15 protein-coding genes are annotated in these 12,503 nt (G+C 47.0%); 13 read left to right on the forward strand and 2 right to left on the reverse strand.

Annotated features, from left to right (window positions below):
• Positions 1 to 11: 11 nt before the first annotated feature.
• The 3 genes from FFM79_RS08790 to FFM79_RS08800 all read left to right on the forward strand — a co-directional run bounded on the left by FFM79_RS08790 (position 12) and on the right by FFM79_RS08800 (position 2,486).
• A complete protein-coding gene (locus FFM79_RS08790; RefSeq protein WP_137643103.1) occupies positions 12 to 689 on the forward strand; it encodes a VIT1/CCC1 transporter family protein in 678 nt (225 codons plus the stop codon).
• A 26-nt stretch (positions 690 to 715) separates the two neighbouring features.
• Positions 716 to 1,414 (forward strand): VIT1/CCC1 transporter family protein, encoded by a 699-nt coding sequence (locus tag FFM79_RS08795; protein WP_137643104.1) that lies wholly within the window; start codon positions 716 to 718, stop codon positions 1,412 to 1,414.
• Positions 1,415 to 1,577: 163 nt separating this feature from the next.
• Entirely contained in the window at positions 1,578 to 2,486 is a 909-nt protein-coding gene (locus FFM79_RS08800) for a DMT family transporter (protein WP_137643138.1), read from the forward strand.
• Between the two features lie 66 nt (positions 2,487 to 2,552).
• Here FFM79_RS08800 and FFM79_RS08805 read toward each other — a convergent pair whose 3' ends face one another.
• On the reverse strand, positions 2,553 to 3,191 hold the full coding sequence (locus tag FFM79_RS08805) for an SDR family oxidoreductase (protein WP_137643105.1): 639 nt from the start codon (positions 3,189 to 3,191) through the stop codon (positions 2,553 to 2,555).
• 163 nt (positions 3,192 to 3,354) lie between these two features.
• Here FFM79_RS08805 and FFM79_RS12650 point away from each other — a divergent pair, with 163 nt between their 5' ends.
• The 8 genes from FFM79_RS12650 to FFM79_RS08845 all read left to right on the forward strand — a co-directional run bounded on the left by FFM79_RS12650 (position 3,355) and on the right by FFM79_RS08845 (position 8,611).
• Positions 3,355 to 3,504, forward strand: a complete 150-nt coding sequence (locus FFM79_RS12650) for a hypothetical protein (protein WP_170177427.1) — start codon at positions 3,355 to 3,357, stop codon at positions 3,502 to 3,504.
• Positions 3,505 to 4,165: 661 nt separating this feature from the next.
• Positions 4,166 to 4,609 (forward strand): Hsp20/alpha crystallin family protein, encoded by a 444-nt coding sequence (locus FFM79_RS08815; protein ID WP_137643107.1) that lies wholly within the window; start codon positions 4,166 to 4,168, stop codon positions 4,607 to 4,609.
• Between the two features lie 208 nt (positions 4,610 to 4,817).
• Positions 4,818 to 5,324: a putative immunity protein gene (locus FFM79_RS08820; RefSeq protein ID WP_137643108.1), complete on the forward strand. Its 507-nt coding sequence runs from the start codon at positions 4,818 to 4,820 to the stop codon at positions 5,322 to 5,324.
• A 35-nt stretch (positions 5,325 to 5,359) separates the two neighbouring features.
• The gene (locus FFM79_RS08825) at positions 5,360 to 5,731 is read left to right on the forward strand and encodes a hypothetical protein (RefSeq protein WP_137643109.1); all 372 of its coding nucleotides are present in this window, start codon (positions 5,360 to 5,362) and stop codon (positions 5,729 to 5,731) included.
• 65 nt (positions 5,732 to 5,796) lie between these two features.
• Positions 5,797 to 6,912: an A/G-specific adenine glycosylase gene (gene mutY / locus FFM79_RS08830; RefSeq protein WP_137643110.1), complete on the forward strand. Its 1,116-nt coding sequence runs from the start codon at positions 5,797 to 5,799 to the stop codon at positions 6,910 to 6,912.
• A gap of 77 nt (positions 6,913 to 6,989) precedes the next feature.
• Positions 6,990 to 7,313 (forward strand): hypothetical protein, encoded by a 324-nt coding sequence (locus FFM79_RS08835; RefSeq protein ID WP_137643111.1) that lies wholly within the window; start codon positions 6,990 to 6,992, stop codon positions 7,311 to 7,313.
• Between the two features lie 307 nt (positions 7,314 to 7,620).
• A complete protein-coding gene (locus FFM79_RS08840) occupies positions 7,621 to 7,995 on the forward strand; it encodes a DUF488 domain-containing protein (RefSeq protein ID WP_137643112.1) in 375 nt (124 codons plus the stop codon).
• 211 nt (positions 7,996 to 8,206) lie between these two features.
• Positions 8,207 to 8,611, forward strand: a complete 405-nt coding sequence (locus FFM79_RS08845) for a Spx/MgsR family RNA polymerase-binding regulatory protein (protein ID WP_137643113.1) — start codon at positions 8,207 to 8,209, stop codon at positions 8,609 to 8,611.
• Positions 8,612 to 8,724: 113 nt separating this feature from the next.
• Here FFM79_RS08845 and FFM79_RS08850 read toward each other — a convergent pair whose 3' ends face one another.
• A complete protein-coding gene (locus tag FFM79_RS08850; protein ID WP_137643114.1) occupies positions 8,725 to 9,225 on the reverse strand; it encodes a phosphatidylglycerophosphatase A family protein in 501 nt (166 codons plus the stop codon).
• A 235-nt stretch (positions 9,226 to 9,460) separates the two neighbouring features.
• Between FFM79_RS08850 and FFM79_RS08855 the strand changes: the two genes are divergently transcribed.
• Together FFM79_RS08855 and FFM79_RS08860 are read left to right on the forward strand one after the other, a co-directional pair.
• Positions 9,461 to 10,357: an alpha/beta hydrolase gene (locus tag FFM79_RS08855; RefSeq protein WP_137643115.1), complete on the forward strand. Its 897-nt coding sequence runs from the start codon at positions 9,461 to 9,463 to the stop codon at positions 10,355 to 10,357.
• 680 nt (positions 10,358 to 11,037) lie between these two features.
• Complete coding sequence (locus FFM79_RS08860) at positions 11,038 to 12,459, forward strand: Na+/H+ antiporter NhaC family protein (protein WP_137643139.1); 1,422 nt, start codon at positions 11,038 to 11,040, stop codon at positions 12,457 to 12,459.
• The last annotated feature ends 44 nt before the right edge of the window (positions 12,460 to 12,503 follow it).

Here is a 12,503-nt window from a genome sequence, read left to right on the forward strand (position 1 = left end):
GGCGTCGCGAAATGAAAAAGAAAATGACCTTGGCACAGCGCGTCAATATTTTACGTGCAAGTGTGATGGGGGCTAACGACGGGATTTTGTCAGTGGCCGGGATCGTTGTCGGGGTTGCTGGTGCGACGACCAATAGTTTTTCCATCTTAATTTCTGGGCTTGCTGGGATGCTAGCCGGGACGATTTCGATGGCGATGGGGGAGTACGTTTCGGTTAACACGCAGAAGGATTCGCAGAAAATGGCGATTACGAATCAGAAGCAAGCGCTAGCGAACGACTATGATGGTGAAGCTGACTGGGTCACCCAAAAATACGTGAAGCAGGGGATCAGTGCCCCGCTAGCGAAAAAGGCGACTGAAGAAATGATGAACGAAGATGCGCTCGTCACGACGGTTCGGGAACGCTACGGCTTTAATCCAAGTCAATTTATTAGTCCGTACGCGGCCGGAATCGCCTCCATGATTTCATTTCCAACTGGTTCAATTTTACCGTTGGTCTCGATTACCTTTTTCCCACCCCACATTAAAGTGATCGCAACCGTGATTGCCGTTGCGATTGCTTTGGCGATTACGGGCTACGTGGCTGCGGTTCTTGGTAACGCCAACCGCTGGCACGGCGTCTTTCGGAACGTGGTGTCTGGATTATTAACGATGGTGGTCACGTATTTCATCGGCCACTTATTCGCCTAGCGAAGTAGGTCAAAGGGAGTGCAAGGATGCAATTAACAAAAGCAAAACCAAAGAAGTCTAAACAGACGATGGACGAAAAACTGAATTCGCTTCGAGCCGGGGTGCTCGGTTCCAACGATGGGATTCTAACCGTTGTTGGGGTGTTATTCAGTGTTGCGGCCGCAACAACGAATCAATTTACGATTTTTATTGCCGGCTTATCCGACTTATTAGCGTGTGCCTTTTCGATGGCGTCTGGGGAGTACGCGTCGGTCAGCACGCAAAAGGATACCGAAAAAGCCGTTGTTGAACGGGAAAAGCAATTATTAAAAACCGACTTTGACAGTGAAATTGCCGCGGTTAAACGGCATTACATGACACTGGGAGTTTCCGAAGCCACTTCAATTGAAATTGCGAAGGACTTATTGGCGAAGAAGCCGTTGGAAACGGTCGTTAGCGTTAAGTATGACATGGAATTAGGCCATTACATGAACCCGTGGGACGCCGCCTTTGCGTCACTATTTTCCGCGTCAGCGGGGGGGATTTTCCCGCTCTTTGCAATGACCTTTGCGCCGGACCGCTTCCAGTGGCCAGCTACGATTATTGCCGTTTCAGTTGCGGTCGCTTTAACGGGGTTCTTATCTGCTAAATTAGGTAAGGGGAATGTTAAGACGGCGGTGATTCGGAACGTGATCGTTGGGATCATTACGATGTTTATTCACTATTACGTCGGGAAATTATTTTAAGCGAATTGTCAGAAAACTGAACGATTAAGATGACGATTACCGGTTTTGGTCGGTTATCGTCATTTTTTACGCAAAAATAGCATGAAATTATCAGTTAGTTTTAATTATTCATCGGTATAATGTTGCCATCAATTAAATTTGGGGTAATGTAGATTTGAAAAATATGACAACTAGCCGTTACATGAAGGGTATCATGTGGGCCATGCTGGCATCGACGTTATGGGGAATTTCGGGAACTGTGATGCAGTTCGTCTCGCAAAATCAGGCGATTCCCGCTGACTGGTTTTTATCAGTTCGAACGTTAGCGGCCGGAATTATTCTATTGGTGTTTGGCTTTCTCAAATACGGGATGAAGATCTTTGACGTCTTTCGGTCGTGGGCGTCATTCGGGCAGCTATTGGCCTACGCCGTGCTGGGACTGATGGCGAACATGTACACTTTCTACGTTAGTATTGAACGTGGAACGGCCGCAGCCGCAACGATTTTGCAGTATTTAAGCCCGTTATTTATCGTTTTAGGAACCCTGGTGTTTAAACGCGAGCTTCCAATGCGCACGGACCTGATTGCGTTCGGCGTCTCTCTATTAGGGGTGTTTTTAGCCATCACTAAGGGCAATATCCACGAATTGGCAATTCCGACGGATGCACTGATTTGGGGAATCTTAGCCGGGGTTACGGCGGCCTTATACGTGGTCTTACCTCGAAACATTGTTGCGGATAACTCGCCGGTCGTGGTACTCGGCTGGGGGGCGCTGATTGCAGGGATTTTCTTTAACCTCTACCATCCGATTTGGGTGGGGGCGCCCAAGATTACGCCAACGCTGGTCATCTCGATTGGGGCAATCGTGTTAATTGGGACGATCTTTGCCTTCGGCTCACTGTTACATAGTTTACAGTACGCACCGTCCGCAGTGGTCAGTATCGTGGACGCGGTTCAGCCGGTGGTCACTTTTGCACTCAGTATTATCTTTTTAGGGCTCGAAGTTAGTTGGGTCGAAATTTTGGGGTCGTTACTCGTTATCGTGGCGATTTATATTTTACAACGTTACCGGAGTGATCCGACGTTGGACTAATAGGTATGCAAAAAACAACGTGTTTTCCATTTTAATTGGAAAGCACGTTGTTTTATGAATTGGTTACTAATACCAAGCCGGTTTATCGCCGTCCGTATTCGGCTTGTTAACGCCTAAGGAAGCTCGAACCGCTTGCTCTGGATGGGTAGCCAGTTTAACCACTAAGGCCGCAATACTTTTGCGTGAAACTTCGGTTCCTTTAAAAGCATCGTGACGCTGAGTCGTTTCATAATCAATTTCATCATTATCTGTCAACCATGCTGGCCGGATGATCGTGTAATCGAGGTCGGAGTTTTCCAAAACTTCGGCCGCCTGGTAGTAGCGGGTGAGGTAATCACCCAACGTGGCGTTGTTCCACTTACCAAATTTACCGGGCACTTCATCGTAAATGCCAAGCGTCGAAATCCAAATGAGGCGTTTGAGGTGGTTCGCGTGCATGGCGTTAACAACGGTTTGGGCCTGCGTAACGATGTCCTGGCCGGCTAGGTTAGCGTAGACAACGTCCTGACCAGCCATGACCCGATTGAGGGCGGCCTGGTCCGTTACGTCACCTTCGACGACCCGCACCCGGTCCGATTTTAAGCTTGCGACCCGCTGGGCGTTTCGTAAGTAAAGTGTGAGTTCTACCGACGAATCCGCTAAAAATTGTGTTTCGGCTAACCGGGCAATCCGGCCGGAAGCCCCTAATATCAATACTTTTGACATGAAATCCCTTCCTAAACAGCTTAACTGTAAATCTAATAGTTACAGAATGCAAGCCAGCGGTTTCAAAAAAAATGAGCAAATTTGCGCCACTTTTTGATTTTAGTCTTATAATGAACTTGTAACGAGGGATACCTCGTGAGTCAAAATAAAAGAGGCGATAATCATGGCACAAAAGCTTAGCAAGGAACAACGTAAGGCTATGATTCAAAAAGCCGAAGAAGAACGTGCAAAGCATCCAAAGAAGAAGAGCAACGTTTCCGGTTTTGAAACGATCGATCAAGATGCCAAGAAATTAGCTAACGAAGACAACTAATTTCGTTGCATGAACTTCAACAACTTTTAGAGCGGAGCAGGGAGTCAATCCCCGTTCCGTTTTTTTAGCTTCTGTATTAATTCGGGGTGAGACTGCCGCCAGCAGCGGGTGTAACCGGTTGGCTGGAACACTGCGGGCATCGATTTGAGCTCACGGGGAGGCCCGCCCGCAATCTCAAATTCGAGCCTTATTCTAAGCCGGAAGCAACCCACTTCCGGCCAAGAATAATTTCGCAGTTGAGCCATGGTTACACCCACTACTGGCTGGATTGGTTTAAATATTAAGCTTTGCTGTTTACTTTAGTAAAACTTAATTGGTGAAGATAGCTATGCTGAATTAGTTAAATCAAGAGTGAACTTGCTGATTTATTTTAATAGCTACAGTGAGTTTATTGAGAATTTAACTGATTACCCGTTTAGAAAATCAACACTACGTATCAGAGAGCTTTTTCTGAACGTGCGGAGAATTGTGTTAAAGTGCGGAAGCTAAATTTTTCTGGTGGATTGATAACGCTTGCAGTATAATGAAACCCAACCATTATTTACAGGTGGTTGGTTGATGAAAATGGTTTAGCACTCGTATGTATTGAGTGCTAATTCGTTGCATTTAGGTCTAAAGTTGTTATCATAAACAGTGTAAGCAAGTTGAAAGGATGATTTGAATGGCTAACGATATGTTGAATTGGCACAACGATTTATTTGATCGGTTTAACGACCTGACGAAGGTTGATGATTTGGTCAACGGCTTAGGACGGTCGTTCTTCAACGCAACCCGCAATGGTGCGGTTTTGAAAACTGATATTCAAGAGACCGACGAACAGTACACGATGAAAGTTGACGTTCCTGGAATCAAAAAGGAAGATTTAGCGTTAAAGTACCATGACGGGACGTTATCGATTGCGGCTAAGCGAGAACAGCTTAGCGATGAAAGTGACCATGATGGTAACGTGATCGTCAGCGAACGCGAAGGCGGCCGCTTTGGGCGCCAATATTCACTTCCAGACGTGGACGTTGATAAAATTACGGCTAAGTACGTTGATGGGGTCCTGATGCTGACGTTGCCGAAGAAGGCCGCGGCTGATACGCACCATATTGAAATTCAATAGAATAATTAGCGATCCGTTAAGCGGAACAGCAATTCTGCTTAACGGATCATTATTTTAACGGTAATGTAAGCGTAATCAATAAGTTTTCATGAAAGTTAGAAGTTTGGTTACCCGCGGGTACCAGATTTCTGGTACAATGCCTGTATCGGTAAATGCTTACCGAAAGATGATAGTTTGATCGGATTTATTAAGAAAGTAGGAATGTGTGATGACGGAAGGTTTTAGACCGAGCCACCCGAAAATATCGATTGACGATGACCCTGGAATACGGTCCCAAATCGAAGCTTTAACGGGTGCACTCTCGCAGCAACAGTTAGCTAAATGGGCGTTAATTATCGCTAAGAAGGCGTTACAATACGTTGATGACCAGCAAAAATATGACCGGCAATTACGGTTGGCAATTGATGCAAACGAACTGTGGCAAGTGAACTTAGTGAGTGTTTATCAGGTTCGACAGGCGCTAACCCGCATGTCGGCCATGAAGGCAAACAGTACGAGCTCGATCGGCGCGGCCGCCCTTGAGTGTGTGTTTTGGGCGATTGCTTCAGCAGATGCGGACGAAAATGCACTGCGGGCGTCAGATCAAGCCATTAAGTTGGTTAATTTAACCAAACCGAATAACCCAGCCGCCGTCGCTGCGGAACGGCAGTGGCAGTACGATCAATTAGCTGAATTGGCAGAAAATATTCAGCAAGGGTTGCGTCATATGCTATAATTCTCACAGACAGAAGTTAGGTGGGGTTTATAATTATGACAACCGAAGTACACGCAGAGGCAAAGTCGGAGTTACTACGTCAGTACCAAGAAATCGTGACCAAGTATTTAGGTAACATTACGGAAACGGTGGACGTACAGGCACATTTTAAGTTGAAAAATGAACCGGGATTTAACTACTTTGTCGATTACCTGTTCCTAGCGAACGTTTGTTACCAGGCGAGTTTGGATATTCTCAATAATGAGGATGCTAAGTATCCGCAAACGAACAATCAGCTGGCACGGGTCATTACGAAGTACCCGGAATACCTCACGTTGGCGGTTTTTAACGCTGACTTCCAGGATGAGAGTGTGACGGACCATTATGAAAAAACGCTGGTCGACCTCGCAACCACTTTAGAAAAATAATTAAATTGAAACGCCCCAAAGACCGCTTAGCCGGGCTGATGGGGCGTTTTTTTGGAGGAACTCGGATGATTGAATGGGATGCGGCCAAAATTAAGGCCTTTCAAACCACCTTGCTTGATTGGTACGACCGAGCGGGACGCGACTTGCCATGGCGCCATGACCAGGAACCGTACCACGTGTGGGTGTCGGAAATTATGCTCCAGCAGACCCAGGTCCAGACGGTGATTCCGTATTACGAGCGCTTTATGGATTGGTTTCCAACGTTAAAAGCCCTCGCAGACGCACCCGAGGAGCGGTTACTCAAAGCTTGGGAAGGGCTCGGTTATTATTCACGGGTCCGCAACATGCAGCGCTGTGCCCGGCAACTGATCAATGATTACGATGGTCAGTGGCCCCAAACCGCAGCGGAACTAACGGAACTGATTGGAATTGGACCGTACACGGCCGGCGCAATTGCTAGCATTGCCTTTGGCGAGGCGGTTCCGGCGGTCGATGGCAACGCGTACCGGGTCTTTAGTCGGCTGTTGGAAATCGACGCGGACGTTGCTAAGCCGCAAACGCGGACCGTATTTGAACGGGCGATTAGCCGGATTATATCGCGGGAGCGCCCCGGGGACTTTAACCAGGCGATTATGGATCTGGGCGCCAGCTATATGACCGCCCGTCAACCGGATAGTGCCCACTCGCCCGTCAAGGCGTTCAATCAAGCTTACCTAGACGGGGTCGAGGCGCAGTATCCCGTAAAAACCAAGAAACCACGTCCAGTTCCGGTAGCGTACGTGGCCGTCTTGGCAACCATGGCTGATCGCTGGCTGATGGTCCAGCGGCCGAGCACCGGGATGCTGGCTAATTTATGGACGGTTCCCTTGCTAGCAGTCACGGATTTGGATCTGGCGGATGATGCGACCGATGCGGAGTTATTGCACGCGGTTACGACCACCTTTACCAAGGATTACCAATTAACGTTAACGGACGTACAGTTGGTGAGCGGCCGTCCGGTCACCCATACGTTTACCCACCAAAAATGGACGATTCGGTTAGTTCGGGCAACGGTCCAACCGGCCGACTTAGCTTATTTTGATGGCCGGGCGGTCACTGAAAAACAGCTGGCGGCCTTACCAATGCCGAAAGTGCAAGAAAAAGTTTTTGTTCGTTATCAGGCCGAAACTAAGGACCGCTGAATGACGTTTCGGCTTCAGTCAGCGGGCGTTTGTGGTAAACTAAAACAAACTTTAAAATATTAACGGAGGGTGCGCACATGTTAAATGTTTTTGATATCGTTAAGTTAACAAAAATTGATCACAAGGAAGTTGATAATAACCAGATGGTGATTACGGATGGTAACGGCAAGCCCAATGCAATTTTAACGGAATTATTGAACGACGTGATTAGCAACTTGCGGATCTTCGTTGACATGGCGAGCGTTTACTCGGTCGACGACTTATTACGGGAACTGGCCGAACATACTCCGTTACCAGAAGACGTGTTAGAAGAATACGAAAAAGTCTTGCGGGAACCCATCTATGATTTGAATTTTGTCCCTAAACGGGGTCAAGTTGAAGTTGTAGTGGGCGAAGGTTAGCGATGCAATCTTGGTTAGTCTAAACGGACGCCAAGATTTTTTTAGTTAAAGGGCCCAAACCGCAACCCCGCAGTTGCCAGTGTTGACATAAACTTAGCCGGTTCGGATAGCAACGGGCTAGAACCCAATCAGGACGGGGCTTACGAGCTTTTTTTGTCTAAAATATTAAAATTTGTAGGGATGAATTTTAAATTGGTATAGGTGCCGGTTGTGTACGACTGATTCGTGTACGTTCAATGGAAGGGGTGGGGTGCGGTATAATGGAGGCGGATTAGCTAATCAAATTAAAAGAAATGAGGATGATCATTTGGAATTAAAAATTGAACGAATTTATACGAAACCAGCTGATTTGGAAGGTTACCGTTTGTTAGTTGACCGGCTATGGCCCCGCGGAATTTCAAAGGTCAATGCGCACTTAGACGACTGGGTTAAAGAAATTGGACCATCGACGGAACTGCGCAAGTGGTTTAACCACGACCCCGAAAAATATCCAGAATTCGTAACGAAATACCGGGTTGAATTGGATGCGAACCCGATTACACCAGACTTTATCAAGCAAGTGGCAACGCAATTGAAAACGACCAACGTCATTTTATTGTTTGGTGCTAAGGATGAACAGCATAATCAAGCGGTTGTGTTACGTGATTATTTAAAAGCAAGCGGTAAATTATTGAATGATTAGATAATAAAATTAGTAATATTGGTATAGCTAAAAACGGAATAAGGACTTGAATAAACTGCGCTCATCAAATTATTTTAATTATTTTGCTGGAAACGCTAGCAATTCCAACCGAAGTTTGCTATGATGGTGTTGTTAATTAATGACGTCAACTATTACAGTGCACAATAATGGGGGCTGCATTGTAAGGCAAGCAAGATTGGGGATAATATTAATGATAAACTTATGTGTGTTACCAAGTACCGCAAGTTGTCGCAAAGCCCATCGCTGGTTACTCGAGCATCGAATCCCGTTCCACGAACGTAACATGAATGCTCAGCCTTTGACGGAAACTGAGATTAAACACTTGCTTCAGTATACTTATGATGGGATCGATGATCTAATTAGTACTAAGTCAAATGCTTATCATCAACTTAGTAAGACGACACCGATTGAGGACATGCCGTTAAGCGAAGCTATTAAGGTTCTTAGCGAAACACCACAACTTTTACGCCGGCCAATCATTTTTGATGACCACCGGTTATTATGCGGATTCAATCAGGATGAAATCCGGATGTTTATTCCGCGCGAACAACGTATTTTGAAGATGCGCGCTATGTCGCAACACCAAATGGCTTAAAGTTAATCGGCTTAAGAGTTTGCCGTAACTTTGGGGAAATTAAAAAAATTTAAGAACAAGGTCCCGACCTGCATTCATAAACTGATGATAGCAGGTAGGGACCTTGTTTGCATTTATGCGTATTTATGGGCGATTTTAGCGGCCGCCGCAGCGGCAATCGCACCGACCATGTCGTCAATGAACGTATTGACCACGCCCGATTTGTCGGTATCTAACTTTTTGATAATACCTTCTTTAACTTTATCTACGTACCCGTAGTTGGTCACGCCAATGGTACCGTAAATGTTAGCCATGTTAAGGGCCAACCCTTCATCGACGCCAAAGACGCCGGCGTCGTTAGCAACGATCGATAGGAGTGGTTCCTTTAATTGACCGGCGGTGGCGAGCCGGTCCAGTTCCAAGGCAACCATCGCGTTATTGAGTAGCTCGCGTTTACGGAGCACTTCTTTGGTTTCAATTTCACATTCCTCGATAGTGAGTTGCGGAACGTAGTTGATTTGTAAATTATAAGTGATGGTGGCAATGTCGTGAATGGTGACGCCCTTGTCAGCCAGCGCCTGAATCACAAAGGTGTGAGCGGCTTTGTCGGGGTATTTAAACGTATGTGTGTCCATGATAACCTCCTCAGATTGTTTGCTAAGTTATAATGCAAACTAACTAAGACTAATTATAGTGGTGTCCGCCGTGAAATTATATTAATAAGGGTTAAAAGAATGTAAATGTTGAATAATTACTTTTTTAGAGTTTATCAATAAAGTATTTTGTAAAGAGATGCAAACTTTATCCGCCGCTTGGCCGCAGAAAACGTTAAAATAAGAATTGTGAAATTAACGAAGGGTTCGATCACGTTTGAGTAAAAGAAAACAGCGCGGCGCCCGCTGGGGACTATTAACGTTCGTTTTAGCGGTCGCCGTTATTTTAATTGGTGCGGGCGGTAGTCAACGTCGACTTAGCCGGGTGACGAGTCAGCTGACGGAGCAACCCGTTCGCCGGCTAAGCCCAAACTATCACCAGACGCAAACGGCAACCATTTTTCTGCACGGCTATAATGGGGGCGCCTATTCGACAAATTATTTGATTCGGCGGGCGCAACGCGCTGGAGCAGCGCAGAAGGCGTTAGTGGTGCACGTTTATAAAAATGGCGTGATGGCGTTTCGGGGGTATTGGCACCGGGCGATTAAAAATCCGATGATTCAGATTGTCTTTGAAGATAACCACGCGTCGCAGGCGAAGCAGGTGGATTGGTTACACCAAGTACTGGTGCAGTTAAAACAGCGTTATGGGGTTAAGCGCTATAACGCGGTTGGGCACTCGTTGGGCGCCAATGATATTGTGAACCAGGCGTTGAAGTATGGTCAGGATCGGCGGGTGCCGGAGTTAAGCAAAATAGTGACGATTGCCGGACCGTTTGATGGCTTGACGGGCTTTTTAGGCGCGGAGAAGACGGCGACGGTTAGACAGTTGGCGGCGAAGCCGGTGCGGTTCACGCGGCATTTTGCGACGGCGCTGAAGTACCGCAAAAATTTCCCGCAGCACGTGCAGTTGTTGAACGTGGTGGGGGATACGAACAATGGGTATAACAACGATGGCTTTGTGGGCGTGGCGTCGGCGCGGTCGGTTAAGTACTTGTTGCGAGGGAAATTGGCAAGCTATCAGGAGAAGTTCTACCAGGGGGCGGGGGCGGCGCACTGTGCGTTGAACCAGAACCCGAGAGTAGCAAAGGGAATGGTGAGGTTTTTGTGGTAGAGTGTGAGGCCGAGCGGGCTGACACTGAGCATTGCCTAGCTAACTAGTTATTGCGGTTTTGGCAATGGCTAGTTAGCGTAGCAAGCGCAGGTGTCAGCTCGGCCGAACACGTTTCGGCTATATAGCCAAGAAGCGTCGCGGTTTTTGCGATGGCGGCTTAGCGTAGCAAGCGCAGATGCCAGTCTGGCCGAACACGTTTCGGCAATTAAGTTTGAATAGGGAGCCTTCCCACAAAAATTAAAAAAAGATTAAAACAATGACTTGACGATTAAAACTATCGGTGATATTCTTAGTCACAAGTTAATAAACGAGCGTTTAACGCTACATCAAGTAGTTGCAGTTCTGGGTGTCAGGAAGTCGGTGGTTGCTGCGAACCGATCAGGAGCTGTGGATGAAATACGGTAGCCGAGTTTCGATGAACGGAATAACTAGAACCGTTACCTTCTAGTGAGTGGGCGTCCTAATCAAGTTAGGGGGTCAACATGGGTGGTACCGCGACTAGTCTAATCGTCCCTGTTGTTCGTAATGAACAATGGGGGCGATTTTTTTATTCTAAGGTAAAGAGGATGATTAGTGATGGAAACGAAACGTTGTGGTGGTTTGGCTCGATATTGAGGCCGTGTTAGTTGGTGATGTTGTAGAACGGACTCAAGAGGAGCGAAGCAGATATGAAAAAGACAATGACAACCCCGAACGTTAGTACCGGGGAAGCGGTAATCGTACTTTTAGTTGTATTAGGAATTATGAGTTTAGGCGTGATTGGTTTTGGACTGTCGCCACAAGTCCCCGTCCTATTGGCAATGGGGGTCGTAACGGCCTGGGCGATGTTGCGGGGCTTTCCGTGGTCTGCGGTGAACGCTGGGATCAAGGAAGGGATTGATAAAGGAATCGTACCAATTTTTATCTTCATTCTAATTGGGGCGATGATTTCAACTTGGATCGCCGCTGGGACGATTCCAACCTTGATGGTCATTGGTTTTAAATTGATCAACATTCAGTGGTTCCTGCCATCCGTCTTTATCGTTTGTACGTTAGTCGGAACGGCCGTTGGGAGCGCCTTTACGGTTACTTCAACCGTTGGGATTGCCTTCTTCGGGATGGGCGTGACGATGAATTTAAATCCCGCGTTAGTTGCCGGTGCCATTATTAGTGGGGGCGTTTTTGGTGATAAGTTGTCCCCGTTGTCGGAAACGAACAACTTGGCGTCAGCCGTGGTTGATACCGACTTGTTCGCGCATATCAAGCACATTATGTGGAGTACCGTTCCCGCTGGCTTAATTACGTTGGGCTTGTTCACTGTTTTAGGTCACGGTGATAGTGGAACTAGCTTAGCTAAAATTAATCAAACGGTCGCCGTCTTAAACGCCAACTTTAGTGTTTCGGCACTGTCATTGCTACCGATTGTCTTGGTGTTCGTTTGCGCGGGCTTCAAGATGCCGGCCATTCCCACCATGTTACTCAACATTTTTGTTTCGGCCGGATTGATTTTGTTTGAAAATCCTAAAATTACGATGACCAAGTTAACCGCCATCATTAACAGTGGTTTTGTTTCTAAGACTGGTAATAACAGTGTTGATACGTTGCTTTCACGGGGCGGCATCGTTAGCATGATGAGCATGGTGGCGTTAATTGTTGTGACCCTATCACTTGGTGGATTGCTCGTGAAATTTGGGTTGATCAATAAGGTCATGACGCCCGTTGCTAAGCACCTTAACAGTGACGGTAAGTTGATTTTAGCCGGGGTGCTAACTTGCATCGGCGTGAACGTTTTCGTCGGCGAGCAGTTCCTATCAATCATTCTTCCTGGGCGCGCTTTCCGGAAGGCTTTTAACGATGGGGGCTTAGCGGGTCAAGCCCTTGGGCGGGTCCTAGAAGATGGCGGGACCGTCATTAACTACCTCGTTCCATGGGGCGTTGGTGGGGTCTTCTTGGCCACCACGTTGGGCGTTCCGACGGTGGACTACTTACCATTTACGTTCTTCAGCTTACTTTGCCCGGTCATCTCCGTAATTAGTGGGTTCGTTGGCTTTGGGATTAGTCACGTTGGTCAAACTAGTTCGGCGGATACTAAATCAGCCGTTCAAGCGGCGCAAACGAATTAAAATTTAAGAGAAGGGCCAAGTACGTTGCGGCTCGGAGACACTAA

Source organism: Lactiplantibacillus modestisalitolerans (genome assembly GCF_005405425.1).
Lineage (GTDB): Bacteria > Bacillota > Bacilli > Lactobacillales > Lactobacillaceae > Lactiplantibacillus > Lactiplantibacillus modestisalitolerans.

Bases quoted from the DNA above. Each gene is read 5' to 3' on its own strand.
- mutY (WP_137643110.1), top strand. From the start codon at position 5,797: ATGATTGAATGGGATGCGGCCAAAATTAAGGCCTTTCAAACCACCTTG.
- FFM79_RS08790 (WP_137643103.1), top strand. From the start codon at position 12: ATGAAAAAGAAAATGACCTTGGCACAGCGCGTCAATATTTTACGTGCA.
- FFM79_RS08860 (WP_137643139.1), top strand. From the start codon at position 11,038: ATGACAACCCCGAACGTTAGTACCGGGGAAGCGGTAATCGTACTTTTA.
- FFM79_RS08850 (WP_137643114.1), bottom strand. From the start codon at position 9,225: ATGGACACACATACGTTTAAATACCCCGACAAAGCCGCTCACACCTTT.
- FFM79_RS08820 (WP_137643108.1), top strand. From the start codon at position 4,818: ATGACGGAAGGTTTTAGACCGAGCCACCCGAAAATATCGATTGACGAT.
- FFM79_RS08800 (WP_137643138.1), top strand. From the start codon at position 1,578: ATGACAACTAGCCGTTACATGAAGGGTATCATGTGGGCCATGCTGGCA.
- FFM79_RS08835 (WP_137643111.1), top strand. From the start codon at position 6,990: ATGTTAAATGTTTTTGATATCGTTAAGTTAACAAAAATTGATCACAAG.
- FFM79_RS12650 (WP_170177427.1), top strand. From the start codon at position 3,355: ATGGCACAAAAGCTTAGCAAGGAACAACGTAAGGCTATGATTCAAAAA.
- FFM79_RS08825 (WP_137643109.1), top strand. From the start codon at position 5,360: ATGACAACCGAAGTACACGCAGAGGCAAAGTCGGAGTTACTACGTCAG.
- FFM79_RS08815 (WP_137643107.1), top strand. From the start codon at position 4,166: ATGGCTAACGATATGTTGAATTGGCACAACGATTTATTTGATCGGTTT.
- FFM79_RS08795 (WP_137643104.1), top strand. From the start codon at position 716: ATGCAATTAACAAAAGCAAAACCAAAGAAGTCTAAACAGACGATGGAC.
- FFM79_RS08845 (WP_137643113.1), top strand. From the start codon at position 8,207: ATGATAAACTTATGTGTGTTACCAAGTACCGCAAGTTGTCGCAAAGCC.
- FFM79_RS08805 (WP_137643105.1), bottom strand. From the start codon at position 3,191: ATGTCAAAAGTATTGATATTAGGGGCTTCCGGCCGGATTGCCCGGTTA.